The organism is Daeguia caeni, assembly GCF_042653845.1.
GTDB classification, from domain to species: Bacteria; Pseudomonadota; Alphaproteobacteria; order Rhizobiales; family Rhizobiaceae; genus Brucella; species Brucella caeni.
In genome coordinates this window covers 85,729-109,682 of the sequence record NZ_JBHSEL010000124.1, presented here as the reverse complement: position 1 = coordinate 109,682, position 23,954 = coordinate 85,729, and the positions used below count along the sequence as shown (strand labels likewise).

The following is a 23,954-nucleotide window of genomic DNA, read 5'->3' as shown; positions in this document are numbered from 1 at the left end:
CGCAACCAGCACGGTACGCGCACGCCGCAAGGGCGGCGTATGCCAGGACATTTGGAGATCACGGATGACACACATCCAGCCAGAGCCCCAGCAGAATGACGCTGCAAGCGTCATCGAACTGGTCAAAGACGAACGCATCAAAGAGATGCCGGCTTGGCGCAAGGCCCTGATCCGCCCTGAACTCGGCGCCATCTGCGGCACAATCCTCGTTTTCACATTCTTCCTGATCGTTGCCAGAGGCACCGGCATGTTCGCGCCTCAGGGCATCATGAACTGGTCGGTTGTGTCGGCCCAGTTTGTCATTATTGCTGTCGGCGCGTGCCTTTTGATGATCGCTGGAGAATTCGACCTGTCTGTCGGTTCAATGATCGGCTTTACCGGCATTGTCATTGCATGCATGTCGGTGACCTGGGGCTATCCGGTCTGGTTTGCAATCCTTGTTGCCTTTGCCATCGCGCTTGCGATCGGCGCGCTCAATGGCTATCTCGTCATCAAGACCGGCCTGCCATCATTCATTGTCACGCTTGCCTTTCTTTTCATCCTGCGCGGCCTTACGATTTTCGGCGCCATCGCCACGACCCGTCAAACCATTATCGGCGGCGTTGCGGAAGTTGCTCAAGGCGACCCTGTTGCCTGGCTGTTCGGCGGAAAGATTCTTGGCTCTCTCTTTACCTGGCTTGCCGATATCGGCCTGATTGACAAATATGTCGCCGGCGCCCGGGCAGGCCAGCCAGTGATCGACGGCATACCCATGCTGATCGTCTGGGCACTGGGTCTTACCGCTTTCGCGCATATTCTTCTCACCCGCACACGCTTCGGCAACTGGATCTTCGCCTCCGGTGGTGACGCGCAGGCCGCACGCTATGTCGGCGTACCAGTGAACAGGGTCAAAATCCTGATGTTCATGTTCTCCGCCTTCTGCGCCACCATCCTTGCCACATGTCAGGTGATGGAATTCGGCTCGGCTGCGGCAGACCGTGGCCTGCTCAAGGAATTCGAGGCCATCATTTCGGTGGTCATCGGCGGCGCCTTGCTGACGGGTGGCTATGGTTCGGTCATCGGTGCAGCCCTTGGTGCGCTGATCTTCGGCGTCGTGCAACAGGGCCTGTTCTTTGCCGGGGTCGAAAGCTCGCTGTTCCGCGTGTTCCTTGGCGTCATTCTGTTGTTGGCGGTCATTCTCAACACCTATATCCGCCGCATGATTACGGGAGAACGGTGATATGACCACACCTCTGATCGAACTGATTGATATCGAAAAGCATTTTGGCCCGGTCATTGCACTGGCAGGTGTATCGGTCTCTGTCCTGCCCGGCGAATGCCACTGTCTCCTCGGCGATAATGGTGCAGGCAAGTCCACCTTCATCAAGACCATGTCCGGCGTGCACAAGCCAACCCGCGGCAAGATTCTGGTCGAAGGCAGGGAAGTCACCTTCTCAAGCCCGCGTGACGCGATGGCAGCGGGCGTCGCCACGGTCTATCAGGATCTGGCGATGATCCCGCTGATGTCAGTGACGCGCAATTTCTGGATGGGACGTGAGCCGACCAAAAAATTCGGTCCGTTCGAGCTGTTCGACTTCAAGCATGCCAATGCCATCACCATGCAGGAAATGGCGAAAATGGGCATCCGCCTGCGCTCGCCCGATCAGGCAGTCGGCACGCTCTCGGGCGGGGAACGTCAGACCGTTGCCATTGCCCGTGCAGTTTATTTCGGTGCGAAAGTGCTGATCCTGGATGAGCCGACATCGGCGCTTGGCGTGCGTCAGACCGCCAATGTGCTCGCCACCATCGACAAGGTGCGCAAGAATGGCATCGGCATAGTCTTCATCACCCACAATGTCCGCCATGCACTTGCAGTCGGAGACCGCTTCACCGTGCTGAACCGTGGCCGCACACTCGGCACCGCCAAGCGTGGCGAGATCAAGGCCGAGGAACTGCAGGACATGATGGCTGGCGGCCAGGAACTTGCCGCCCTCGAAGGCTCGCTCGGCGGAACGGTCTGACAAGGCATAATCTGCCGTGCATTGCCATCAAAAAGCTTTCAGGCCATGAAAGCGATAGCCTTTACCTTGACCGTTTCATGCATAACCATGACATGCATGATACGGTTGGGGTCAGACGATGCCCATCCTCGCTGCAGAAATGGGCACAGTCAGCCTCAACCGAAGAATGCAGGCACCACTCATGCGCATACTTGAAACCGACCATCCGTTTTTCCGACCACTCTGGGTCAGGGTTGCCATTGTGCTTGCCATTTTCGCCTGGGCCATGTTCGAATTCTCAAATGGGGAAGATCTCTGGGCACTTATCTTTGGCGCGATCGGCTCCTATTGCGCCTGGATGCTGCTTATCAAATACAGAATGCCACGGGATGGGGACAAACAGGCTTCCTGAGCCGTCCCATCTCAAACCTGATGCAGCGTGCACTCATCTTTAGACAAGATGGGCCGTGCGTTGACCGGCACAAGCTACGCCATGGGGTTTCGCTTCCCGATCAGCTCAACCTGGCCATTGCGTTTCTGGACTTCATGATTGAGCCTCCATCAAAACCCCGGTTACATTTTCCAGCCTTTCTCAATCTGTCCTTGCATGTGGAGCTTCGTCTGTTTGATAGCGCATCGGCTCCCCAATCACGAGCATGATAGTTCAATCACGGGTCTCTTTCCCTGATCATTCTGGTGTGGATTGCGACACAACATGCGGAACAAACCAAACAATAGCGCTTTCCCAACTCCATTTCCGTTGCTGCTTGATCAGCCATTGTCGCCTTCTCACCCAGACAGTTCCATGATCCCTGTATCAGCCATGCATGCACAAACTTGCTGTTTAGTCCTGCACAGAAAGGCGTAAGGTTTCAGCCCCGGACATCAGGCCATGGAAGGAATTGAACCCATGAATTTTCAATTTCTTGGCTGTTCACAATCGCCTATAGAAAGCCGAACAATGGAAATGTGACAGGGCAGACGACAACAACGCGAATGAAGACCAGATCACGATATGGTCTCCCGGATCAATCGGCCTTTCAGCTCACACGCCGAGATGTACGAATTGTTTCAGCATATTGGCCGGACAAAGGCCGGCACAAAGCCATGATCAATTGCTGCATCCCCCGACGTTTACAAAGCAAGAGGCTGCACAACAATGCGAACATCCCCAAGACAGGTAGAAATCATATAGAATATTTATTCCATTCTGTCGCTTTGCAATATAAAATATGCACGGAAATTTTCCCCAGAGGTACATGCCAGCATGAGCGTCCCCCAAGAATCAAACAATACCCCACCAAGCAGCGTCAAGGAATTTGAGCAAAGGCTTCTGGATATTGCCGATCGCTTGCCGAAAAGGCTCAAACAATGCGCCGATTATGTTGCCACCAACCAGGACCGCATTGCCATTTCCACCGTTGCGGAAATGGCTGAAGGCGCAGGGGTACAAAGCTCTGCCTTCATGCGCTTTTGTCAAATGCTCGGCTTTTCGGGCTATTCGGAAATGCAGAAGCTGTTTCGTGAAAATTATTCGGGCGGCTGGCCCGACTATAATACGCGGCTTGAGCATTTGCGCAAAACCGCAGCAAACAGCGCTCCAGCCCTGCTGGCTGAATTTGCAGAAGCCGCGCGCACATCAATTGAAAGCCTACTCAAGACCGTGGAAGTGCAGGCGCTGGAGCAATCCGTCGATTGCATCGCCAAGGCAGAACTGATTCATATCATCGGACTGAACCGCGCCTTTCCGGTTGCCAGCTATCTGGCCTATGCCTTTGAGAAAATGCAAATTCCCGCAGTGCTGCACTCAACCGTTGGCAAGCTGGACAATCGCCACACCATCCGCCCGGGTGATGTCGTGCTGGGCATTACGTTCTCCCCCTATTCCCCGGAAACCATCGACCTGTGCAAGACCAGCGCCCAAAAAGGAATCGATGTCATCGCCATCACGGACACCATCGTCAGTCCAATGTGCAAATTTGCCAAACATTCTCTCCTCGTTTCCGAAGTGGATTTTGGCTCGTTCCGTGCCCTTTCGGCCACGCTGTGCCTCGCAATAACGCTCGCAGTCGCCGTTGGCAGCAAACACACCGCATAACAAGGCTGGAAATTCCATCTTTTAACTTGAAATAGAATAATAAATCTATTTTAATCAAAAATGGAATTTTTAACATATGTCAGCTTCTGCCAGACATGCATTACCGGTGGAATTATGAGGGAGGCAACGGTGAAGCGACTGGACTTGATAACAATAGGACGCTCGTCCGTTGATCTATATGGTGCGCAGATCGGGGGCCTGCTGGAGGACATGGCCTCGTTCAACAAATATGTTGGTGGTTCCCCCACCAATATTGCCACAGGCACGGCGCGGCTTGGCCTGAAATCTGCCCTGATTACCCGCGTGGGCGATGAGCACATGGGGCGTTTTCTGTTGCGTGAGCTGCAGCGCGAAGGCGTGGACACACGCGGGATCGTCACCGATCCGGAACGCCTGACCGCTCTCGTCATTCTTGGCATTCGTGATCAGGAACAGTTTCCGCTGATTTTCTATCGGGAAAACTGCGCCGATATGGCGCTGTGTGAGGATGACATCGACCCTGATTTCATTGCCGAGGCGGAATGTGTTGTTGCCACCGGCACCCATCTGTCGCATCCGCGCACGGAAGCAGCGGTTCTCAAGGCCCTCAGGCTTGCAGGCGATAACGGCAGCAGAACTGCACTCGACATTGACTACCGCCCCAACCTCTGGGGACTTTCGGGGCATGGCGATGGAGAAAACCGTTTCATTGCCTCTGACGCAGTCACAAGCAAGCTGCAATCCACCCTGCATTTGTTCGATCTGATCGTTGGCACCGAGGAGGAATTCCACATTGCCGGTGGTACGACCGATACGCTGCAGGCGCTCAAGAATGTCCGCAAGGTGACCAAGGCCGTGCTGGTCTGCAAGCGCGGCTCCAGGGGCGCCGTCCTGTTTGAAGGCGATATTCCCGACGACATTGAGAAAGGCCAGAGCGGTCAGGCTTTTCCGATTGAGGTGTTCAATGTCCTCGGCGCCGGTGACGGCTTCATGTCAGGTCTCTTGCGTGGATGGCTCAGGGGCGAAGATTGGTCGACCAGCCTCAAATATGCCAATGCCTGCGGCGCCTTTGCCGTTTCCCGTCATGGTTGCACGCCAGCCTATCCAAGCTGGGAAGAGCTGCAATATTTCCTGAAAACGGGCATCAAGAACAAGGCGCTGCGCAAGGATCAAAAGCTTGAGCAGATCCACTGGTCGACCAATCGCACAGTTGAATGGCCGCATATGCGGGTCTTTGCCTTTGACCATCGCCTGCAGCTTGAAGAAATCGCCCGCGAGGTGGGTGCCGATAATGACAGGATTGCGGTCTTCAAGCAGCTTTGCCTTGATGCAGCCCTTGCGGTTGCCAACAACCAGCCTGGCTATGGCATCTTGTGTGATCACCGCCTCGGACGCGATGCGCTTTATCGCGCTGCCGGAACCGGGCTGTGGATTGGCCGGCCAACCGAATGGCCGGGATCGCGTCCACTGGAACTGGAGCCTGAACTCGGGGTCGATTGCGGTGGCCTGATCGAATGGCCGCTGGAGCATGTCGTCAAGGTGCTGTGCTTCTATCATCCGGATGACAGCGAAGAGATGAAACGACAGCAGGAAGCAACGGTACAGCGCCTGTTTACGGCAGCGCGGCGCAACCGGCTGGAATTCCTGCTGGAAATCATCAGTTCCAAATCCGGCCCGGTCGATGACACGACAACGGCAGCCGTTATCGAGCGCTTCTATGAACTGGGCGTCTATCCGGACTGGTGGAAACTGGAACCGCTGCGCAGTCGTCAGGCATGGCAGAATGCCTGTGAAGCCATTGTCCGCAATGATCCGTATACGCGCGGCATTGTCGTGCTCGGTCTGGATGCGCCCATTGCCGAACTGGAAGCCAGCCTCAGGATTGCGGCAGAATTTGATCTGGTGAAAGGTTTCGCAGTTGGCCGCACCATTTTCGGGGAGGCCGCACGCAAATGGCTTGCCGGCACGATAACGGACGAACAGGCGATTGCCGACATGACACAACGCTATCGGGCGCTCTGCACCATATGGGACAAGGTGCGCAGCCCTGCGCAGGCCTAAGGCAGGACACAGACACGATCGGACAAGAGTATAGCCTTTCTCATACCCTGAGAAAGGCTGACGGGAGGAAGGAATGAAACGCGTGAGACTGACAGCGGCGCAAGCCATGGTTCGCTATCTGGCCAACCAGCTTACGCCGGAGGGTGTGCCCTTCATCGCCGGTGTCTGGGCCATTTTCGGCCATGGCAATATCGCCGGCATGGGGGAAGCGCTCTATGGCATTCGTGACAAATTGCCGACATGGCGCGGACATAATGAGCAGACCATGGCGCATGCCGCCATTGCCTATAGCAAGCAGCTTGGCCGCCGACGTGCCTGTGCCGTCACCTCCTCCATTGGCCCAGGCGCGACCAATATGGTCACTGCGGCAGCACTGGCACATGTCAACCGCCTCCCGGTTCTGTTCATTCCCGGCGATGTGTTTGCCAATCGCGGCCCTGATCCTGTCCTGCAGCAGATTGAGGATTTCCAGGATGGCACGGTGAGTGCCAATGACTGTTTCCGCCCCGTCAGCCGTTATTTTGACCGTATCAGCCGTCCGGAACAATTGCTCACCGCTTTGCCGCGCGCTTTTCGTACCATGACGGATCCTGCCGATTGCGGCCCGGTAACACTTGCCTTCTGTCAGGATGTTCAGGCTGAAGCCTATGACTGGCCAGAGGAGTTTTTTGCACCCAGGATCTGGTACTGGCGTCGCCCTGCCCCGGATGTGCATGAGCTTGATGAGGCAGTTGCCGCAATCAGGGCCGCGCAAAAGCCGCTGATCATTGCAGGCGGCGGTGTACATTATTCCTTCGCGCATGATGCATTGCGCAACTTCGTTGAAAAACATCAAATTCCTGTCGTGGAGACACAGGCGGGCAAGTCCGCCTTGCCATGGGATCATGAACTGAACTTCGGCCCTGTCGGTGTTACAGGCTCGGACAGTGCCAATGCGCTTGCCGCAGAAGCCGATCTGGTGATCGGCGTCGGCACCCGCTTTCAGGATTTTACCACCGGCTCATGGGCTCTCTTCCGGGGCGAAAGACGCAAGCTGCTTTCACTCAATGTGCAGCCCTATGACAGCCATAAACATGGTTCCCTGTCGCTGGTGGCCGATGCAAGAATCGGACTTGAGGCATTGAGCGCTGCTCTCGGCAACCACAAGGCCCGCACACCCGACAAGAGCCTTAAAGCGAAATGGTTCGAGGCGGCCGACCGTTTCACTGCGGCCCCATCAAACAACAATCAACTGCCCACCGACATGCAGGTCATCGGTGCAGTCCAGCGGGCGGCACAGGAAAATACTGTCGTCATGTGCGCCGCCGGAACCATGCCCGGTGAATTGCACCAGCTCTGGAAAGCCGGTCGCCCCATGTCCTACCACATGGAATATGGCTACTCCTGCATGGGCTATGAAATTGCCGGCGGCATTGGCATCAAGATGGCCGAGCCGGAACGCGATGTGATCGTGATGGTTGGTGATGGCTCCTACATGATGGCCAATTCGGAACTGGCAACCTCCGTTACCATGGGTATCAAGATCACCGTGGTGCTGACTGACAATCGCGGCTATGGCTGTATCAATCGCCTGCAAATGGCAACAGGCGGCGCCGAATTCAACAATCTTCTCGATCACACCGTGCATGTGAACCCGTCACAGATCGACTTTGCCGCCCATGCCGCCGCCATGGGTGCACAGGCCATCAAGGTCTCTTCCATCAGCGAACTGGAAGAAGCGCTGATAGAAGCACGCAATGCCACGGTCACGACCGTCATCGTCATCAATACAGACCCCTATCCGACGCCGGAAACCGGCGGTTTCTGGTGGGATGTCGCAGTACCTGAAGTCTCCGAGCGCCAGCAGGTACGCGATGCACGCAGGAACTATGAAGCCAAGCTCAAGGAAAGAAACTGATCATGATCCTTTACGGTACAAATCCGATTGCCTGGTCCAATGACGATGACCGCAGCCTTGGCGCGCATATCAGTCTCGAACAATGCCTTGACGAGGCTTCGCAGATTGGTTTCGACGGCATCGAAAAGGGCCATAAGTTCCCGCAGGAAGCAGAGGCGCTCAAGGCCGTTCTTGCGCCGCGCGGTCTGCGCTATGTTTCCGGCTGGCACTCGCTCAACTTGCTCACGCATTCGGTCGAAGCAGAAAAGCAAGCCATCCAGCCAGCCCTTGATCTGCTCAAGGCCATGGGCAGCAAGGTCATCATCGTCTGTGAAACCTCAAACGCCATTCATGGCGACGATGACAAACCGCTCAGCAAGCGTCCCGTTCTGAACCCCACGCTTTGGACAAGTTTTGGCGCAAATGTGGAGGCAATTGCCGCCTATACGGCGCAACAGGGGATTGATCTCGTCTATCACCACCATATGGGCACTATTGTTCAGACTGAAGAAGAAATTGACCTGTTGATGCAGCATACGGGCCCGCATACAAAGCTGCTGCTTGATACCGGCCATTGCCTGTTTGGTGGCGGCGATCCGGAACGGGTTGCGAAAAAACATATGCATCGTGTCGGGCATATTCATGCCAAGAATGTCCGCCCAGCCATTGCGGCCCAGGTGGAAAAAGAGCAGCTTTCCTTCCTTGAGGCTGTCCGGCGCGGTGTCTTCACGGTTCCGGGCGATACGGAAGGAGGCGTTGATTTTGTCCCTGTCCTGCACATTGCCGCCCGGCACAATTACCAGGGCTGGCTGGTGATTGAGGCAGAACAGGATCCGGACGTGCGCAATCCGTTTGAATATCAGAGCCTTGGCCTGAAATCGCTCAAGGCCTTCGCCCATGAGGCGGGTCTCTGACTGAACGCAGGGAGGATCAGCATGGCCAGTTTATTACGCAAGCCCGTGGGTAGTCATGGCAAGGTGCATGATATCACCCCCGAAAGCGCCAATTGGGGTTACGTCGGCTTTGGCCTCTACCGTCTCAAGGCAGGCGAAACGGCAGCCGAAGCGACGCATGACCGGGAAGTCATTCTGGTTCTGGTAGAGGGCAAGGCGGAAATTACGGCCGCAGGCGAGGATTTTGGCGAAATGGGCGCACGCCTGTCGGTTTTTGAAAAACTGCCGCCGCATTGCCTTTATGTCCCGGCGCAAAGTGAATGGCAGGCCGTGGCAACAACCGACTGCACGCTGGCTGTCTGCACCGCACCAGGCAAGCCCGGCCGCCCAGCCCAGAAACTGGGGCCGGAAGGGTTGAACCTGGAAACACGCGGACAGGGAGCGAATACGCGCCATATCTACAATATTGCCATGGAAGGGCGTGACGTTGCCGACAGCCTGCTGGTGACGGAAGTATTCACCCCGCAGGGCAATTGGTCATCCTATCCGCCACATCGTCATGATGAGGACAATTTCCCGCACATGACCTATCTGGAAGAGACCTATTATCATCGCCTCAATCCGGCGCAGGGGTTCGGCTTCCAGCGCGTCTTTACCGAGGATGGTTCACTGGATGAGACAATGGCCGTATCCGATGGCGATGTCGTGCTTGTTCCCAAGGGCCATCACCCATGCGGCGCTCCCTATGGCTATGAAATGTATTATCTCAATGTCATGGCCGGCCCGTTGCGCAAATGGCGCTTCAAGAACCATCCCGATCACGACTGGATTTATCAGCGCGACAATCCAGTCCGGTAAGCGCTGCGATTCCATTGCAGACTGGTTGAAAACCTCGATCTTGATGGCGATCAGGATCGAGGTTTCTGTTTACGGTCTCTGCGCCTTCTGCTTCCGGATGCCCGCTTCAGTGTGGCAATCTGCCATCAAGAAAGTCTACCATCAAGAAAGAATGCTGCCTGAGCCGCAAGTGCTGCGGCTCATCCTGATCCTGTTTCAACGGCGAAACTCAATCGAGCTGCGCCACCTTTTTCAGGTCGGCAACAGCGCCGGGGGCTGCGGCGAAAACCTTGTTGCCCTTTTTCAAAAGCTCGCCTTCAACCGGGAACGGATGGACATATCCGCCCGCCTCACGCACAAGATTGAAGCCTGCCATGCAATCCCAGGCATGCATATAGGGCTCGTAATAGCCAACCAGACGCCCGGCGGCGACATAGGCAAGCATCAGCGCGCCGGAACCATTGCGGATGAAATTGCCACCCAGTTCAAGCAGATTTTCAATGGTTCTGGCCACGCTTTGCGGTGGCACATAATTGTTCGAGCCAATGCCGGTCACGCCATTCTGCACGGTGCGCGTTGTATCAAGCATCAGTGCCTTGCCATTGAGGCTTGCCCCATATCCCTTGGCCGAACTGTAGGTCTCGTCAAAACAAGGCGCACGGATGACGCCAATCACCGGATCATTGTCCTGCAGGACGGCGATGGAAACACACCAGTTCGGCATGCCATTGACAAAGGGACTGGTGCCATCAATGGGATCCACCACCCAGGTGAAACCGGAACTGCCTTCATTGAGGCCGAATTCCTCCCCTAGAAAACCGTCTTCGGGGAAATGTTTCGTCACATGTTCACGGATCAGTTTTTCCACATTGCGGTCAGCGATGGAGACCACATCCTGCGGATCACGCTTGGTTTCAATGACGAGTGAGTCACGCTTGTTGTAATAATCGAGCGCCAAGGCGCCTGCCTCTTCGGCAATCTTTTCCGCCAGTTTCCAGCGTACAGCGATTTCCTGGGACATTTCAGACTTTTCCCGATTGTTGCGAATGGACGGTTATCCGCGGCCTCATTGTGCGATGAGCGCGAGCCCGCGGTTTTTGAAATGGATGGAAACATCCGTTTGGCCGGGCAGCGGTTCGTTGATGTCGGAATCGACAAAGAACAGACGGCCAAATTCGGTTTCGATTTCATATTCGATATGATCGCCCAGATAGGCGGAATGTGCGACGCGCCCCGGAAAGTCACCTTTGTCATCAGGCATCAGCGTCACCGCATTGGGGCGGATGGCAAGCTGTGCCGGGCCAGGCTGGGCATTTGCGGCAGGCAAACGATGCAAAGCCCGTCCGACACGGATTTCTGCAATGCCGTTTTCCACGCCAAGCACTTCACAGGGAATGACATTGGCCTCCCCCATGAAATCCGCGATAAAGGCGGAAGCTGGCGCTTCATAAAGCTCGCGCGGCGTGCCTTGCTGGGCAATATGCCCTTCCTTCATGACAATGATGCGATCGGACACGGCAAGCGCCTCGTCCTGGTCATGGGTGACATAAACAGCGGTAAAGCCGAGCCGCTGCTGCAGTTCACGGATTTCGGTACGCACCTGACGGCGCAAACGCGCATCCAGATTGGACAAGGGCTCATCCAGCAACAGAACCTGCGGCTCCAGAACAAGGGCGCGCGCCACAGCCACACGCTGCTGCTGCCCGCCGGAAAGTTCAGCAGGCAGACGATGTCCCATACCGGCAAGTCCGACCAGTTTCAGCCCCTCTTCTGCCCGTTCGCGCGCTTCATTTTTCTTCATGCCGGACGATTCAAGACCATAGGCGACATTGTCCAGCGAATTCATATGCGGAAACAGCGCATAGGACTGGAACACCATCGACACATCACGTTCATTCGCCGGAAGCATGGTGACATCCTTGCCATCGATCAGGATCCGCCCGGATGTCGGATGTTCAAGTCCTGCCAGAAGCCGCAGAGTTGTCGTCTTGCCACAGCCGGAAGGCCCAAGCAGGGTTACCAGCGTTCCTGGTTCGACCTCCAGTGACAAATCCGGCAGTGCGGTGAAATTCCCGAAAGTCTTTTTCACATGTTCAAATTTTACGGAACCGGCACGGATTTTGGTCATGCGGTCTTCTCCTGTTCGACAAGGGAACGGCGAGGAGCATTGGCGACGCGGTTTTCCCGGCGTAGGCGACGCTCGCCCACCAGCAACTGGAACAAGCCAATCACAAAGATCATGACGAAGATCAGGACGGAGGAATAGGCTATGGCCACGCCGAACTGACCATTTTCAACCAGCCCGACAATATAGGCCGTCGCCATATTGTACTGAGCCGAGACGAGGAAAATCACCGCACTGATGGAGGTGATGGCGCGCACAAAGGAATAGACCAGCGCGGCCGTGATGGCTGGCCGCAAGAGTGGCAGGATCACCTTGCGGATAGTGCGGAAAGAATTGGCCCCCAATGTCAGCGAGGCCTCGTCCAGACTCTTGTCCAGCTGGCTCATGGCTGCAATGCCACCCCGCACGCCCACCGGCATGTTGCGGAAGACAAAGCAGGCTATCAGGATCAGGGCCGTGCCCGTCATTTCAAGCGGCGGCAGGTTGAAGGCCATGATATAGCTGACACCGATGACTGTCCCCGGAATGGCAAAACTCAGCATGAGGGCAAATTCAAAGATATTGCGGCCGATAAAGCGCTGACGCACGACGAGATAGGCAGTGAGAAGACCAACGGCAGCAGTCAGAGGTGCAGAAAGAAGCGCAATTTCCATTGTGGTCCAGAACGAGTTCCACGCCACCCCGGTCCAGGCAAGACCGCCCTCTGCCCAGCTTACGGAAAATGCGCGCCTGTAATGATCAAGCGTCAGTGTGTTATCGAGCCCCCATGTGCGCACGAAACCACCAAAAATGATCATCACATAGACCACCACGGTGAAAATCATCCATGGCAGCACGACCGCATAGACGCCGATCTTCAATGGCGTCGGCAAGGCAGCATGAACGCCGCTGTCGCCCTTGCCGGTGACGGTTGCAAAATTCCTGCCCGACAGCCACAGACGCTGAATGAGAAAGGCCGACAGCGTAAAACACAACAGGATGATAGCCAGCACTGCCGCACGGGATGGATCATTCTGCGCGCCCACAACGGCGAAGAAGATTTCCGTCGATAGCACGCCATGGCTGCCCCCCAGCACCATGGGATTGCCGAAATCTGCCATGCTCTCGATGAAGGAGATCAGAAAGGCATTGGCGAGACCCGGCGCCATCAAAGGCAATGAAACCCGGCTAAATGTCCGCCAGCGATCTGCGCGCAAGGTTTGCGACGCTTCTTCCATGGAGGGGGATACCCCCTCCACGACGCCGATCAGGACAAGAAATGTGATCGGCGTGAAGGACAGGACCTGCGCAATCCAGATTCCGGTCAGGCCATAAAGCCAGCGTCCTGGTTCAATGCCAAAAATATCCGCCAGAAAGACCGTAACCACGCCGGCGCGGCCGAACAGCAGCGTCAAGGCGAGGCCAATCACGAAAGGCGGCGTAATGATTGGCAGAACCGTTAGCAGTCTGAGCCCTTTCTTGAAGGGGAAACTGGTGCGTGTTGCCACCAAAGCAAAGGCCAGGCCAAGCATGGTAGAGCCAAGGGCTGTCATGATCGCAAGCCACAGCGTGCGCCAGGCCACACCACAGCGGCCATCCGAAATCACACAGGACAAACTCCAGATCGATTCAGAGCGGATGTTTTCAAGAAAACCATCCGGCTTGAATGAACCGTCAAAATCCTGCACGGCCCCAACAAACATGCTGAGGACCGGATAAAAGACAAAAACACCGACCAGCGCCACCAGAAGCGTGATGGAGGAAATCACAAAGGCATCTCCCTTCAGCACACCGCGCTCAGCAAGCCCGAATGACAAAATCAAAAGAAAGCAGATGCCTGACAGGACAGCGCCAGCGCCAAAGGCAGGCTGGCCATTCGAGAGCGTCCCAAACAGCGTTTCGGCAATCGTCCAGTTCCAGCCGGAAAAGCCGATCGCCAGACCTTCCAGGGCCAGATAGGCAATGCCGACGACGCTTGAACAGATCAAAAGCGTTGTACGCTTCCTGCCTTTCAGAAAACAGCGCGCGCAAAAGGCGACAGCAAACAGCACCAGAAGAACAGCCAGCCACGGGCGGCCCAAAAACAGGATCTGCAAAAGAGCCGGCGCTATGGCCTGGTCTTGCCATTCAGGGCCTATCCAACCGAAGCGGAAGAAACCATCCTCGACGCGATACCACGGCAAGAGACAGCAAGCCATGAAAGCCAGAGCAAAGACCCAGTCCAACCGCCTGTCATGCTGTTTCATGATATTTCACTTCCAATTGTTTCAACACAGCTGAAATGCAGGCTGCCCGCTCCGGCCTGATCTCTCAAACCGGAGCAGATCGGGGCCACCCGGATTGCCTCAGTGGCGCCAATCAATTGGCCTTGGCGCCGATTTCCTTGTCCCAGCGTTCAAGCAGCTGCTTGCGCTTTTGCGGATCGCCATAGGTGATGAAGTCGTAATCAATCAGCTTGATGTCCTCAAAACGTGGCGACTCTTTCGGCACTTCCGCATTCTTGTTGGAAGGAAGCTGGAAGGATTTGGCATCCTTCATCGTGGATTGCACTTCGGCTTTCAGCGCCCAATCATAGAATTTCTTGGCGTTTTCCAGATTTTTGGCACCCTTGATGATCGACATGGAGCCGATTTCATAGCCCGTGCCTTCGCATGGCGCGACCGGCTTGATCGGGAAACCTTCCGCCGTCATGGAAACAGCATCATGCATGAACACAACACCAACGCCATTTTCACCACGCGCAGCCGATTTTACCGGCGCAGAGCCTGACTTGGTATATTGCGAAACATTGTCATTGAGTTTGGCGAGATATTCAAACGCCTTGTCCTCACCCATCAGCTGGACCAGCGTAGCCAGTGCCGTATAGGCTGTTCCCGACGAATTCGGGTTGGCCATCTGGATTTCACCCTTAAGCGAAGGATCAAGCAGGTCGGCCCAGCAGAGCGGCTCCTTGAAATTCTTCTGCTTCTGCAAATCGGTATTGTAGCCCCAGCCAAGCGCACCGGCATAAACGCCAACCGTCTTGTAGCCTGCGCTTTCTGCCTGTTTCAGCGCCCAGTCCTGCAGCTGATCAAGCATCGGGGATTTATATTCCAACGTCAGCCCTTCATTGGCGGCCTGCAAATGCGGATCGCCCGTGCCACCCCACCAGATATCCGTTTTCGGGTTGCGCGCTTCTGCCCGAACCTTGGCGTAGGTCTCGCCAGAAGACAGACGCACCATATTGACCTGAATGCCGGTTTCCTTTTCGAACATGCCTTTCAGCTGCTCGCAGATCACGACATCAGCTGAACAGATCAGGTTCAAATTACCATTTGCATGCGCCGAAAATGCCATGGTCGAAATACCGGCAATCAAGGCCAGCTTCATGAAGAATGTACGCATATGGTCCTCCCTCGGTAACAGCGCTCCCCCGCTGTCCCATGATCAAATTTGTGGGCCTTTTCTGAGAACCTGTCAACGATGGCGGAATAAAATTTTTCCAATTTTTATAGAAATGATTTAATTATTCTGTTTTGCAAAAAGGTAGCCGGCAATGTACACAGTTGACCGGTTTCATGAAATCTGAAGCTTTCGGCCTAGGCCGTAGCAGTTTTCTGCCTATATTCTGCGTTCTGCGCTTGGGTGGGCACCGCGACAACGCATCACGGGGGCGTGGGGAGACATGGGGGCAGGTTCTCGGGCTGCGGCCAGGAATTAACCATTGGCGATAACCGTCTGCACCTTGCTGATGCGGATAAAGACTTGCCGCAAGATAGGCATCCTCAAATGCTCCGCGCTGTCGTCCGGCACGTGACAAACCCATGCATGACAAGCAATCACCAAGTCTTGCAGATTGGCCGGGCCAGATTTCCTTCGCCGTTCCATCGTACAATAAACCGGCTGTTCAGGCTGTTTAACATCGGCTTTGTGAAACTCGCGCTGAATGTAATGCATATCAAATGCAGCATTTGGCCGAAGTTATTTGTAATGGCGATATTATGCCGCAACATAGCGCAACATGAATGACAGCGTCATTCCTGTTCACTCAATATTATATATTGATTTTATTGAGATTTTTTGGAGGCCTCGCCCGGAATCGAACCGGGGTGCAAGGATTTGCAGTCCTCTGCGTAACCACTCCGCCACGAGGCCATCCGCCATCACTTCATCACGTTGGAAATGATGCTGGCTGTTCCATTATTGATCCTGACGGGATTCGTCAAGCCGTCTGCCATACTTATTGAAATTTTATCACAGGCAGCAACCATGCCGATCAATGTACTGCAAGCCAATCCCTGGCATAGCTTCGTCACATATCGAAAACAGGCTGAGACATGGCACGCGACATGATTCCATCACAAGTGCCGCTGCCCTGCAACAGAACAATAATGATGCGGATTAATCGCGACAGGCCATTCAAGACGCCCTTCACAACTAAATAGGATTTCAGCATGCAACTTTCTAAGCCATAAAGGCTGTGAATTATGCACGCGTCACGAACAGTTGGGCCTTGATCATTTGGTGAGCGAACAAGCGATTTGAAAGATCAGAACGGCTTCGATGCACTATTGCAATGCACTCGACTGGTCACTCTCGGGCTGAAACGGATCATGAAAACGAATGAGAAAAATAGCTCGACAACGAGCGCAAAGCAGTCTGCATGCAACAAAAAGGTCGTTGTTCCTTTTTTTGCCATTTTGAAGAGCGATTATTGGGCGCGATATTTTTCAACATGACGAAACATTAACGTGAAATCGATTAATTCCAAGGATAAGACCTGCGAGACTGCACAAAGCATGTCGTGACATGCCTGCGTCAGCCAAACGAATGTTCTAGAGGTTTATAGTGTTTCCAAATACTGGATCAACCAATACCGCTTCACGCCCAGCAAAATTTGCCCCTCCGCACAAGCGTCCGCGCCACTGGAAGCTGATTGCCTGTGTTGCTTTGGCAATGTTTGCTGCCGGGTGGTATTTCTGGGGAGGCAACCGGGCAGAAGGTCAGAAAACCGCATATCTTGCCGAAGCTGTCACACGCGGCCAAATTGAAGACACCATCACCGCTGTCGGCAAGCTGAATGCCGTGCGCAGCGTAAATGTCGGCGCACAGGTTTCCGGCCAGCTCATCAGCGTGAAAGTCAAGATTGGTGACCATGTCAAGGAAAACCAGCTGGTCGCCGAAATTGATCCAACACCATCCGAAAAGCGTGTCGAAAGCGCCCAGGCGCAGATTGATAATCTTTATGCGCAATTGCAAAGCAAACAGGCACAGCTGAAGCTGAAAGAGCTCAATGCCGCACGCCAGAAGACGCTTCTGGCATCACGCGGGGTTTCCCAGTCAACGGTCGACCAGGCCAATGCCGAGCTTGCAATGGCGGAAGCCGATGTCAAAGCCCTGAAGGCCCAGATCCGCCAGCAGGAAGCACAGCTTGACAGTTACAAGGTTGATCTCGGCTACACCAATATTTACAGCCCGATGACCGGAACGGTTGTTGATCAAAGCGCCAAGGAAGGGGAAACCCTGAATGCCGTGCAAAGCGCGCCAACGGTGATTACCGTTGCCGATCTCTCGACCATGACCGTGGAGGCACAAGTTTCCGAAGCCGATATCAGCCGCCTGAAGATCGGCATGCCGGTCTATTTCACGCTGCTCGGACAGCCCCACAAGAAGTTCCGCGGCACTCTGCGCCAGATCAAACCAACACCGCAGACCGAAAACAATGTGGTCCTTTATAACGCATTGTTTGACGTACCAAATCCGGATGGCGAGCTGATGATCAACATGAGCGCGCAGGTTTATTTCGTCATTGGCGAGGCGGATAATGTGCTGCTCGTTCCTGTTTCTGCCCTGATCCGGAAGAATGAAGGCACCTCTGACGACGATGACAAGGCAAGCTACAGCGTCAAGGTCGTCAAGGACGATGGCAGCCTGGAGATCAGACCGGTTGAAGTTGGCGTGAAAAACCGCGTTCAGGCTGAAATCAAGAGTGGCCTCCGGGAAGGCGAAAAGGTGGTTGTCACCTCGGCATCCAGCACGGCAGATGGCGATGGCAAGTCCGGCCCGCGTGGCCCCCGCCCAGGTGGCCCATTCTTCTGATGGCAGATAAGATGACAGAAGAACAGCCTCTCATCCGTCTTCGCGATATCCGCAAGACCTTCTTCAATGGCGATGTTGCCGTTGAAGTGCTGCGTGGCATCACGCTGGACATCAAGGCAGGCGAATTCGTCGCCATCATTGGTGCATCCGGCTCTGGCAAGTCGACACTGATGAATATTCTGGGCTGTCTCGACAGCCCGACCAGCGGATCCTATCTGCTTGAAGGCGATGACGTATCAATGCTTGATGCCGATGCCCTTGCCGCCCTGCGACGGCGCACCTTCGGCTTCATCTTCCAGAGCTATAACCTGATCCCGACATCTTCCGCGCTGGAAAATGTCGAGGTGCCAGCCATTTATGCGGGCACGCCCAGTAATGAGCGCAGGGCGCGCGCGGCTGAATTGCTGACTGCACTCAGATTGGGCGACAGGCTTGACCACCGCCCCACGCAGCTTTCGGGTGGTCAGCAACAGCGCGTGTCCATCGCACGCGCATTGATGAATGGCGGCCGCATCATCCTTGCGGACGAACCAACCGGCGCGCTGGACAGCCAGAGCGGCAAGGAGGTCATGGAACTGTTGCGTTCCATGCACCAGCAGGGGCACACGGTCATTGTCATCACCCATGCGCGGGAGGTCGCCGAACAGGCCGACCGCCTGATTGAAATTCGTGACGGCATGATCCTGTCCGACACGACCAAACCGGATGCAGCTCCTGTCCAGGAGGTCTACGCCCAACCCGCACCGGAACGATGGAATGCTGCCAGCATTGCTGACATTTCTGAATCGATCAAAATGGCAATGCGCGCATTGCGGGCCAATATTTTCCGCACCATCCTTACCCTGCTTGGCATTATCATCGGGGTCAGTTCGGTCGTCACCATGCTGGCTATCGGTACCGGTGCGCAAAATACCATCATGGAGAAGATCAATGCGCTCGGTACGGATCTGATCCTGGTGCGTCCATCCATGGCAGGCTTCCGTGGCACAGGATCCATAGCAACACTTGTGCCGGAAGACGCAGACGCAATCCTGGAGCTGCCCAATATCAAGTCGGCCGTGCCGGAGGTCAGCAGCAGCGTTACGCTTCGACGTGGCAATATAGACTATCAGTCCCAGGCAAATGGTACTGTGCCGGCCTTTTCCGAAGCCAAATCCTGGAAAGTTGCCGCGGGCGACTTCATCAGCCAGGAAGATATGGACACTTTCGCGCCGGTGGCTGTCATCGGCAAGACGGTTGAAAAAACCCTGTTTCCGGATGGCAGCAATCCGATCGGACAATATATCCTGATCCAGAAAATTCCGTTTCAGGTCATCGGCGTCATGGAACCCAAGGGAGCCGGCTTTGGCGGCAGTGACCAGGACGACGTCGTGATCATACCGCTGACCACCGGCAATCTGCGCCTGTTTGGCCAGAAATATGTGCGCACGATTACCGTGCAGGTCAAGGACGGCGATCTGATCGACATAACGCAGGAACAGATTCAGGCATTGCTGGATGAACGCCACAAACGCAAGGACACGATGATCACCAATATGTCGTCCATCCGCGCGGATGCTGCGGCCATGTCGAACACGTTGAAAGTCTTTTTGGGATCGGTCGCAGCAATATCCCTGCTGGTCGGCGGTATCGGCGTGATGAACATCATGCTGGTCAGCGTGACGGAACGCACACGAGAAATCGGGGTGCGTATGGCAACCGGTGCAAGGCGGCGGGATATTCTGCTGCAATTCATCATTGAGTCCCTCACCGTGTCGTCGATTGGCGGCGCCATTGGCGTGGGCCTTGGCCTAGGCTTTGCAGGCCTTGCCTCGCTGGCGGGCGTCAATGTTGCCTACAGTCCCGGCCCGGTCATCCTGGCCTTTGCCTGTGCCTTTGCAACCGGCCTGATCTTCGGTTTCCTGCCAGCGCGCAAGGCCTCGCGCCTTCTGCCGGCAGTAGCACTCACCTCCACGTAAAAGCGGACGAGCGCAATGCAATCAGCAATGGCCTATCCATGCGGCAGGCCATTGCTGCAAGCTGAGCCAACGCTTTGCGAAAGCGGCGTCCAATGCCTGCCATCATCAACAAAGCCCGTATCAGAGGATGCGGGGCTTTGAACGTTCAGATTTGCACGGAAACTTCCTTAAATGCTTCGGCATGTTACACAGTTTCCGGCGGAAGACCGGTTCTTGCTTTTCCCGGAAACGGATCTGGCAGGCCGGTCTTACTGAAAACGCAGTGGCAAGACGATCGATAGTCTTGCACGCGCCATTGCAGGCGGCGGCGCAGGAACCGGCGAAGCGCGATGCGCGGCTTCGACTGCCAATTTGTCCACCGTCGGATCACCGGACGTGCCAGCAAGACGGGCCGACAGAACATTGCCAGTCGGATCGATCACGAACTGGACGCGGACCAGCCCTTTTGCCTTGCCACCAGCCTTGCGCTGCAGGAAGCGCACATTGCGCGCCATATGGGCCTGAAGAATGGCATTCCAGCGATTGGTGTTGACGCCCGGCGTGGAATTGTTGGCGCCCTGCCTGTTTGCAGCCACACGCGGACCGCTATTGGCATCCAGCGATGGCGCACTGGCGACTTTCGTCTCACGCGCCTTTTCAGCCTTTTCGCTTGGCTGTTTTTCAACCTTGCGCTTTGGCTTCTCCGGCTTCGGTTTTTCAACCTTCTTGACCGTTTTTTCAACCGGTTTCTCAACCGGCTTTTTCACCTGCTTGGGCAGGACAACTTCCGGCTTGGGCGCTTCGACCACATCCGGCACGGTTTCCTCCACCGGCTGTTCCTGAACCGGTTCAGGCTCAGGTTCTGGCTCTTTCACAGGCTCCGGCTCAACAGCTTCCTCAGGCGACGTGGCAGCCTGTGCAACCTCGGAAATCTGCTCTTCAACCGGTGCCATTGGCTCTGGCGCAAACTCGACCACCATGGCGGCAACTTCTGCCCCATGCGGTTCTTCAGCCGGGCGCATGGCCTGCACCACATAAGCACCGGCAGCATGCGCCGCAAGAACAATCGCCCCGGCACAAATCCAGCGGCCAGCATCATGCCAGAAGGTGCGACGGTCGGCATCCTCTGAAGCTGCCTTGATCGGCGGATGATCCGGTGGAAGGATGGAGGTCATTGCGCGCCCCTCTGAGTGGCTGGCTGCGCCGCAGAAGTTTCCGTGCCTCCGGCTGCTTCAAGACCAACCAACGCAATTTTCAGATAGCCCGCCTCACGCAGAAGATTCATCAACTGCATCAGATCACTATAATCAACCGTCTTGTCAGCACGCAGGAAAATGCGGGTTTCCTTATTATTCTGCGTGACCCGGTCGAGCATGGCACCAAGCTGCTCGCGGGCAACACTGTCATTGCCCACACTCAATGAGAGATCCTGCTTCAGCGTGACATAAAGCGGCTTTTCAGGGCGCGGCTGCGGCGCTGCCGTGGAAGCAGGCAGATCAACCTTGACATCAACCGTTGCAAGCGGAGCTGCGACCATGAAAATGATCAGCAGAACCAGCATCACGTCGATGAATGGTGTGACATTGATCTCATGATTCAGTTCGAGATCGTCGCCACCGCCTTCACGTATCTTGCCTGCCATGATTTTACTCCGCAGCGTGAAGCTTGCTTTCGCGAATGCCTGCCGCCCGGAAATCCAGATCCCGGCTGACAAGACGTTCAACGCCGGCGGAAGCATCGGCCAGAAGTGCCTTATAGCCAGTGATGGCGCGGACAAGCACGTTATAGATCACCACCGCCGGGATGGCGGCGACCAGACCAATCGCGGTTGCAAGCAGCGCTTCGGCAATACCAGGCGCCACAATCGCCAGATTGGTCGTCTGTGATTCACTGATGCCGATGAAGGAGTTCATGATACCCCAAACCGTACCAAACAGGCCAACGAACGGACCAACTGAACCAATGGTCGCCAGAACGCCAGTTCCCTTGGAAAGACGGCGGCTTGCACGCGCTTCAATGCGCGACAGGCGTGAAGATACCCGCTCTTTCAACCCCTCGCCGCCAACTTCTGCCAGAACCGGCAAAGACAGGCGGACTTCATCTTCTGCCGAACGAACGAGTATGGCGCCCGTGCCTTTCACATTGGCCAAGGCCTGGGCTGCTTCACCGAGTGTTGCCGAATGCCCAATGATCTTCAGGGCCTTTTTTGCGCTGCGGGTGACCGCCGTCAATTCCAGAGTCTTGGCAAGCCAGATTGTCCAGGTCAACAAAGAGGCAAAAGCCAGGCCTATCATGACCGCCTTGACGACCACATCCGCAGCCATGAACATGCCCCAGGGCGACAGATCATGCGGCAGACGCGCATCGCGTTCAGCCTCAACAGATGCCTGCGGAACAGAAACCGGATTATCGACGGGCAATGGTGGCTGAACGGCTGGCACGGCAGGTGCTGGTTCAGCCGATGCTGGCGCCGGTGCAGCGTCGGCTGCAGGCGCAGCAACCGGTTCAGATGCTGGAGTAACTGGCGCAGTCTGCGATCGTATCAGGGTTGGCGGTTCTGCCTGCACGGGCGTTTCCTGAGCGGCAACCGGATTGATGAACGCAAAAGCTGCACTCAACATACCCATGCTCATTACCGCTGCAATAATATGCTTTCGCCAGATACCGGTCATTGACTTGCCTTCGATATTCCATGCAGGAAATGAGTTTACGCTCATTTTTGCCCGCCTTGCCTGTGCCTGTCTAAAACACCAAAAACATGATACTTCAAGTCATATTTTTATCAAATGCGCCAACGCACCCAGAATAGTGACACTCGACAGGAAAATTGCACAATAGGATATTGCAGATAGTATGCAAATCAGGCCATGCTTCAAATCCATGACCTGGAACGTCATCCTGGTCACAGGGTGGCACATGGGCTTTGGGAGGAGAATCGAGACATGTTGCTGAAGGATATTCACGCAATTGAAAATGCAGCGCGGATTGCCATGGCAGCAGAAGAAGATGCACAGCCCGCAGGACACTCTGGTCTCAGGCGAACCTATATCGGTCTGGCCGCCGTGTTGCTTGCCTGCGCGGCCTATATGCTTCTCGCATAATTCAACGCAGACCCGTCGCCAAAAACTGTGCCATTTACCTTTTCACGCACAAAGTGCGCGCGGGCGTATGCTTGCTGTTGTCTGATGTCGTGGCAATATGCAACTATGTCATTTGTGAAATGCATCTATACTGATCAAACAGGGCGCAACTTCGCAAAGGACAAACACCATGGCGCGTGCAGCTTCGAAGATCAAGGAACTGAACGATACGGCTGAAGATGGCCTGAAAAATTCTGACGCAGAGACGTTGCAGAAACAGATCGAACAGCTCAAACAGGATATTGCCGCCATTGCTGCCACGCTTGGCAATATCGGCTCCGCCACCGTCCAGACCGCCAGCCAGTCTGCACGCAAGAGCTATGAAAGCGCTTATGCGCAGGGCGAAGATGTCGCCGATGCGTTGAAGAACAAGGCGCTCGACCTTGAAACGCAATTGACAGAGGCCGTGCGCGAACGGCCCTTGACGGCTTTGGCGACAGCCCTCGGCATCGGTTATATTCTGGCGAAACTCTCACGCCGCTGAGATCATCATGCTGAAATTGCTCTCACCGCTCATCGCTGAACTCATGGCCGATGAAGCCCGTCTTCTGACAGGGCGCGCAAAGCGCATATCCATCAGCATTGGTGTCGTGGTCCTTTTTGGCCTCACCGGCTTCCTGTTCCTGTGCTTTGCCGCCTATCTTGCCCTGGCTCAGCATTACAGCGCACCAATCAGTGCGCTGATCCTGGCAGCCATTGCATTCATTCTGGCACTGGTTGCACTGGCGATCATCAAGGCCATCGCGGTCTCGGAAGAAAAAAAACGCCAACAACGCATAGAAGCCGAGAAAGCCAATATCATGGCAACCGCGGCCATGGCGGCAATTCCTGCCATTCTGAAACGACCCGTGCTGGGCATACTTGTCCCATTGGCCGGAATTGCGCTGGCTGAGTTTCTGTCCGGGCAGAACAAGAAAACCGACAAAAACAACTGACTGGCCACCGCAGCAGCCAGCCGGTTTGTTCTCAGGG

General features: G+C 55.4%; 21 protein-coding genes and 1 tRNA gene. 13 read left to right on the top strand and 9 right to left on the bottom strand.

Annotated features, from left to right (window positions below; all coding sequences use genetic code 11):
- Nucleotides 1-145 precede the first annotated feature (145 nt).
- The 8 genes from ACFO1V_RS14120 (at nucleotide 146) to iolB (ending at nucleotide 9,744) form a co-directional block, all read left to right on the top strand.
- Complete coding sequence (locus ACFO1V_RS14120; protein WP_374831264.1) at nucleotides 146-1,219, top strand: ABC transporter permease; 1,074 nt, start codon at nucleotides 146-148, stop codon at nucleotides 1,217-1,219.
- A 1-nt stretch (nucleotide 1,220) separates the two neighbouring features.
- Entirely contained in the window at nucleotides 1,221-2,000 is a 780-nt protein-coding gene (locus ACFO1V_RS14115; protein WP_374831208.1) for an ATP-binding cassette domain-containing protein, read from the top strand.
- Nucleotides 2,001-2,181: 181 nt separating this feature from the next.
- The gene (locus ACFO1V_RS14110) at nucleotides 2,182-2,391 is read left to right on the top strand and encodes a hypothetical protein (protein ID WP_374831206.1); all 210 of its coding nucleotides are present in this window, start codon (nucleotides 2,182-2,184) and stop codon (nucleotides 2,389-2,391) included.
- 855 nt (nucleotides 2,392-3,246) lie between these two features.
- On the top strand, nucleotides 3,247-4,077 hold the full coding sequence (locus ACFO1V_RS14105; protein WP_374831204.1) for a MurR/RpiR family transcriptional regulator: 831 nt from the start codon (nucleotides 3,247-3,249) through the stop codon (nucleotides 4,075-4,077).
- A 114-nt stretch (nucleotides 4,078-4,191) separates the two neighbouring features.
- Nucleotides 4,192-6,117: a bifunctional 5-dehydro-2-deoxygluconokinase/5-dehydro-2-deoxyphosphogluconate aldolase gene (locus ACFO1V_RS14100; protein ID WP_374831202.1), complete on the top strand. Its 1,926-nt coding sequence runs from the start codon at nucleotides 4,192-4,194 to the stop codon at nucleotides 6,115-6,117.
- A 73-nt stretch (nucleotides 6,118-6,190) separates the two neighbouring features.
- Nucleotides 6,191-8,014: a 3D-(3,5/4)-trihydroxycyclohexane-1,2-dione acylhydrolase (decyclizing) gene (gene iolD / locus ACFO1V_RS14095; RefSeq protein WP_374831200.1), complete on the top strand. Its 1,824-nt coding sequence runs from the start codon at nucleotides 6,191-6,193 to the stop codon at nucleotides 8,012-8,014.
- Between the two features lie 2 nt (nucleotides 8,015-8,016).
- Nucleotides 8,017-8,907: a myo-inosose-2 dehydratase gene (gene iolE, locus ACFO1V_RS14090; RefSeq protein ID WP_374831198.1), complete on the top strand. Its 891-nt coding sequence runs from the start codon at nucleotides 8,017-8,019 to the stop codon at nucleotides 8,905-8,907.
- Between the two features lie 21 nt (nucleotides 8,908-8,928).
- On the top strand, nucleotides 8,929-9,744 hold the full coding sequence (iolB, locus tag ACFO1V_RS14085; RefSeq protein ID WP_374831196.1) for a 5-deoxy-glucuronate isomerase: 816 nt from the start codon (nucleotides 8,929-8,931) through the stop codon (nucleotides 9,742-9,744).
- A gap of 208 nt (nucleotides 9,745-9,952) precedes the next feature.
- Here iolB and ACFO1V_RS14080 read toward each other — a convergent pair whose 3' ends face one another.
- The 6 genes from ACFO1V_RS14080 to ACFO1V_RS14055 all read right to left on the bottom strand — a co-directional run bounded on the left by ACFO1V_RS14080 (nucleotide 9,953) and on the right by ACFO1V_RS14055 (nucleotide 16,262).
- Nucleotides 9,953-10,744, bottom strand: a complete 792-nt coding sequence (locus ACFO1V_RS14080) for an inositol monophosphatase family protein (protein WP_374831194.1) — start codon at nucleotides 10,742-10,744, stop codon at nucleotides 9,953-9,955.
- A 45-nt stretch (nucleotides 10,745-10,789) separates the two neighbouring features.
- A complete protein-coding gene (locus ACFO1V_RS14075; protein ID WP_374831192.1) occupies nucleotides 10,790-11,851 on the bottom strand; it encodes an ABC transporter ATP-binding protein in 1,062 nt (353 codons plus the stop codon).
- On the bottom strand, nucleotides 11,848-14,073 hold the full coding sequence (locus ACFO1V_RS14070; RefSeq protein WP_374831190.1) for an ABC transporter permease: 2,226 nt from the start codon (nucleotides 14,071-14,073) through the stop codon (nucleotides 11,848-11,850). The genes ACFO1V_RS14075 and ACFO1V_RS14070 overlap by 4 nt, the downstream gene beginning before the upstream one ends.
- A gap of 112 nt (nucleotides 14,074-14,185) precedes the next feature.
- Entirely contained in the window at nucleotides 14,186-15,211 is a 1,026-nt protein-coding gene (locus ACFO1V_RS14065; protein ID WP_374831188.1) for an ABC transporter substrate-binding protein, read from the bottom strand.
- A 676-nt stretch (nucleotides 15,212-15,887) separates the two neighbouring features.
- Nucleotides 15,888-15,961: transfer RNA gene (locus ACFO1V_RS14060), tRNA-Cys, on the bottom strand.
- Between the two features lie 157 nt (nucleotides 15,962-16,118).
- On the bottom strand, nucleotides 16,119-16,262 hold the full coding sequence (locus ACFO1V_RS14055; RefSeq protein ID WP_374831186.1) for a hypothetical protein: 144 nt from the start codon (nucleotides 16,260-16,262) through the stop codon (nucleotides 16,119-16,121).
- A 392-nt stretch (nucleotides 16,263-16,654) separates the two neighbouring features.
- On the opposite strand from ACFO1V_RS14055, the gene ACFO1V_RS14050 reads away from it, so the two are divergent.
- Both ACFO1V_RS14050 and ACFO1V_RS14045 read left to right on the top strand, forming a co-directional pair.
- Complete coding sequence (locus tag ACFO1V_RS14050; RefSeq protein WP_465251728.1) at nucleotides 16,655-17,905, top strand: efflux RND transporter periplasmic adaptor subunit; 1,251 nt, start codon at nucleotides 16,655-16,657, stop codon at nucleotides 17,903-17,905.
- Nucleotides 17,906-17,916: 11 nt separating this feature from the next.
- Nucleotides 17,917-19,863, top strand: coding sequence for a MacB family efflux pump subunit (locus ACFO1V_RS14045; RefSeq protein WP_374831184.1), 1,947 nt, complete (start codon nucleotides 17,917-17,919; stop codon nucleotides 19,861-19,863).
- A gap of 248 nt (nucleotides 19,864-20,111) precedes the next feature.
- On the opposite strand, the gene ACFO1V_RS14040 is transcribed toward ACFO1V_RS14045, so the two are convergent.
- Genes ACFO1V_RS14040 through exbB form a run of 3 tightly spaced genes read right to left on the bottom strand, consistent with a single transcriptional unit; the run spans nucleotide 20,112 to nucleotide 22,514 of the window.
- Entirely contained in the window at nucleotides 20,112-21,017 is a 906-nt protein-coding gene (locus ACFO1V_RS14040) for an energy transducer TonB family protein (RefSeq protein WP_374831182.1), read from the bottom strand.
- Nucleotides 21,014-21,484, bottom strand: coding sequence for a TonB system transport protein ExbD (exbD, locus tag ACFO1V_RS14035; protein WP_374831180.1), 471 nt, complete (start codon nucleotides 21,482-21,484; stop codon nucleotides 21,014-21,016). Before exbD ends, ACFO1V_RS14040 begins: the two co-directional genes overlap by 4 nt.
- Nucleotides 21,485-21,488: 4 nt before the next feature.
- Nucleotides 21,489-22,514: a tonB-system energizer ExbB gene (gene exbB / locus ACFO1V_RS14030; RefSeq protein ID WP_374831260.1), complete on the bottom strand. Its 1,026-nt coding sequence runs from the start codon at nucleotides 22,512-22,514 to the stop codon at nucleotides 21,489-21,491.
- A gap of 270 nt (nucleotides 22,515-22,784) precedes the next feature.
- Between exbB and ACFO1V_RS14025 the strand changes: the two genes are divergently transcribed.
- The 3 genes from ACFO1V_RS14025 (at nucleotide 22,785) to ACFO1V_RS14015 (ending at nucleotide 23,917) form a co-directional block, all read left to right on the top strand.
- A complete protein-coding gene (locus tag ACFO1V_RS14025) occupies nucleotides 22,785-22,943 on the top strand; it encodes a hypothetical protein (RefSeq protein ID WP_374831178.1) in 159 nt (52 codons plus the stop codon).
- 169 nt (nucleotides 22,944-23,112) lie between these two features.
- On the top strand, nucleotides 23,113-23,466 hold the full coding sequence (locus tag ACFO1V_RS14020) for an ElaB/YgaM/YqjD family protein (RefSeq protein WP_374831176.1): 354 nt from the start codon (nucleotides 23,113-23,115) through the stop codon (nucleotides 23,464-23,466).
- Nucleotides 23,467-23,473: 7 nt separating this feature from the next.
- Nucleotides 23,474-23,917, top strand: a complete 444-nt coding sequence (locus ACFO1V_RS14015; RefSeq protein WP_374831174.1) for a phage holin family protein — start codon at nucleotides 23,474-23,476, stop codon at nucleotides 23,915-23,917.
- Nucleotides 23,918-23,954: the final 37 nt, after the last annotated feature.

Coding starts and splice junctions, on each gene's coding strand:
- ACFO1V_RS14055 (WP_374831186.1), bottom strand. CDS start 16,262: ATGCTGAAATCCTATTTAGTTGTGAAGGGCGTCTTGAATGGCCTGTCG.
- ACFO1V_RS14115 (WP_374831208.1), top strand. CDS start 1,221: ATGACCACACCTCTGATCGAACTGATTGATATCGAAAAGCATTTTGGC.
- ACFO1V_RS14040 (WP_374831182.1), bottom strand. CDS start 21,017: ATGACCTCCATCCTTCCACCGGATCATCCGCCGATCAAGGCAGCTTCA.
- exbB (WP_374831260.1), bottom strand. CDS start 22,514: ATGACCGGTATCTGGCGAAAGCATATTATTGCAGCGGTAATGAGCATG.
- iolE (WP_374831198.1), top strand. CDS start 8,017: ATGATCCTTTACGGTACAAATCCGATTGCCTGGTCCAATGACGATGAC.
- ACFO1V_RS14120 (WP_374831264.1), top strand. CDS start 146: ATGCCGGCTTGGCGCAAGGCCCTGATCCGCCCTGAACTCGGCGCCATC.
- ACFO1V_RS14020 (WP_374831176.1), top strand. CDS start 23,113: ATGGCGCGTGCAGCTTCGAAGATCAAGGAACTGAACGATACGGCTGAA.
- ACFO1V_RS14110 (WP_374831206.1), top strand. CDS start 2,182: ATGCGCATACTTGAAACCGACCATCCGTTTTTCCGACCACTCTGGGTC.
- ACFO1V_RS14065 (WP_374831188.1), bottom strand. CDS start 15,211: ATGCGTACATTCTTCATGAAGCTGGCCTTGATTGCCGGTATTTCGACC.
- iolD (WP_374831200.1), top strand. CDS start 6,191: ATGAAACGCGTGAGACTGACAGCGGCGCAAGCCATGGTTCGCTATCTG.
- ACFO1V_RS14075 (WP_374831192.1), bottom strand. CDS start 11,851: ATGACCAAAATCCGTGCCGGTTCCGTAAAATTTGAACATGTGAAAAAG.
- ACFO1V_RS14070 (WP_374831190.1), bottom strand. CDS start 14,073: ATGAAACAGCATGACAGGCGGTTGGACTGGGTCTTTGCTCTGGCTTTC.
- ACFO1V_RS14100 (WP_374831202.1), top strand. CDS start 4,192: ATGAGGGAGGCAACGGTGAAGCGACTGGACTTGATAACAATAGGACGC.
- ACFO1V_RS14025 (WP_374831178.1), top strand. CDS start 22,785: ATGTTGCTGAAGGATATTCACGCAATTGAAAATGCAGCGCGGATTGCC.
- ACFO1V_RS14105 (WP_374831204.1), top strand. CDS start 3,247: ATGAGCGTCCCCCAAGAATCAAACAATACCCCACCAAGCAGCGTCAAG.
- ACFO1V_RS14015 (WP_374831174.1), top strand. CDS start 23,474: ATGCTGAAATTGCTCTCACCGCTCATCGCTGAACTCATGGCCGATGAA.
- exbD (WP_374831180.1), bottom strand. CDS start 21,484: ATGGCAGGCAAGATACGTGAAGGCGGTGGCGACGATCTCGAACTGAAT.
- ACFO1V_RS14045 (WP_374831184.1), top strand. CDS start 17,917: ATGACAGAAGAACAGCCTCTCATCCGTCTTCGCGATATCCGCAAGACC.
- iolB (WP_374831196.1), top strand. CDS start 8,929: ATGGCCAGTTTATTACGCAAGCCCGTGGGTAGTCATGGCAAGGTGCAT.
- ACFO1V_RS14080 (WP_374831194.1), bottom strand. CDS start 10,744: ATGTCCCAGGAAATCGCTGTACGCTGGAAACTGGCGGAAAAGATTGCC.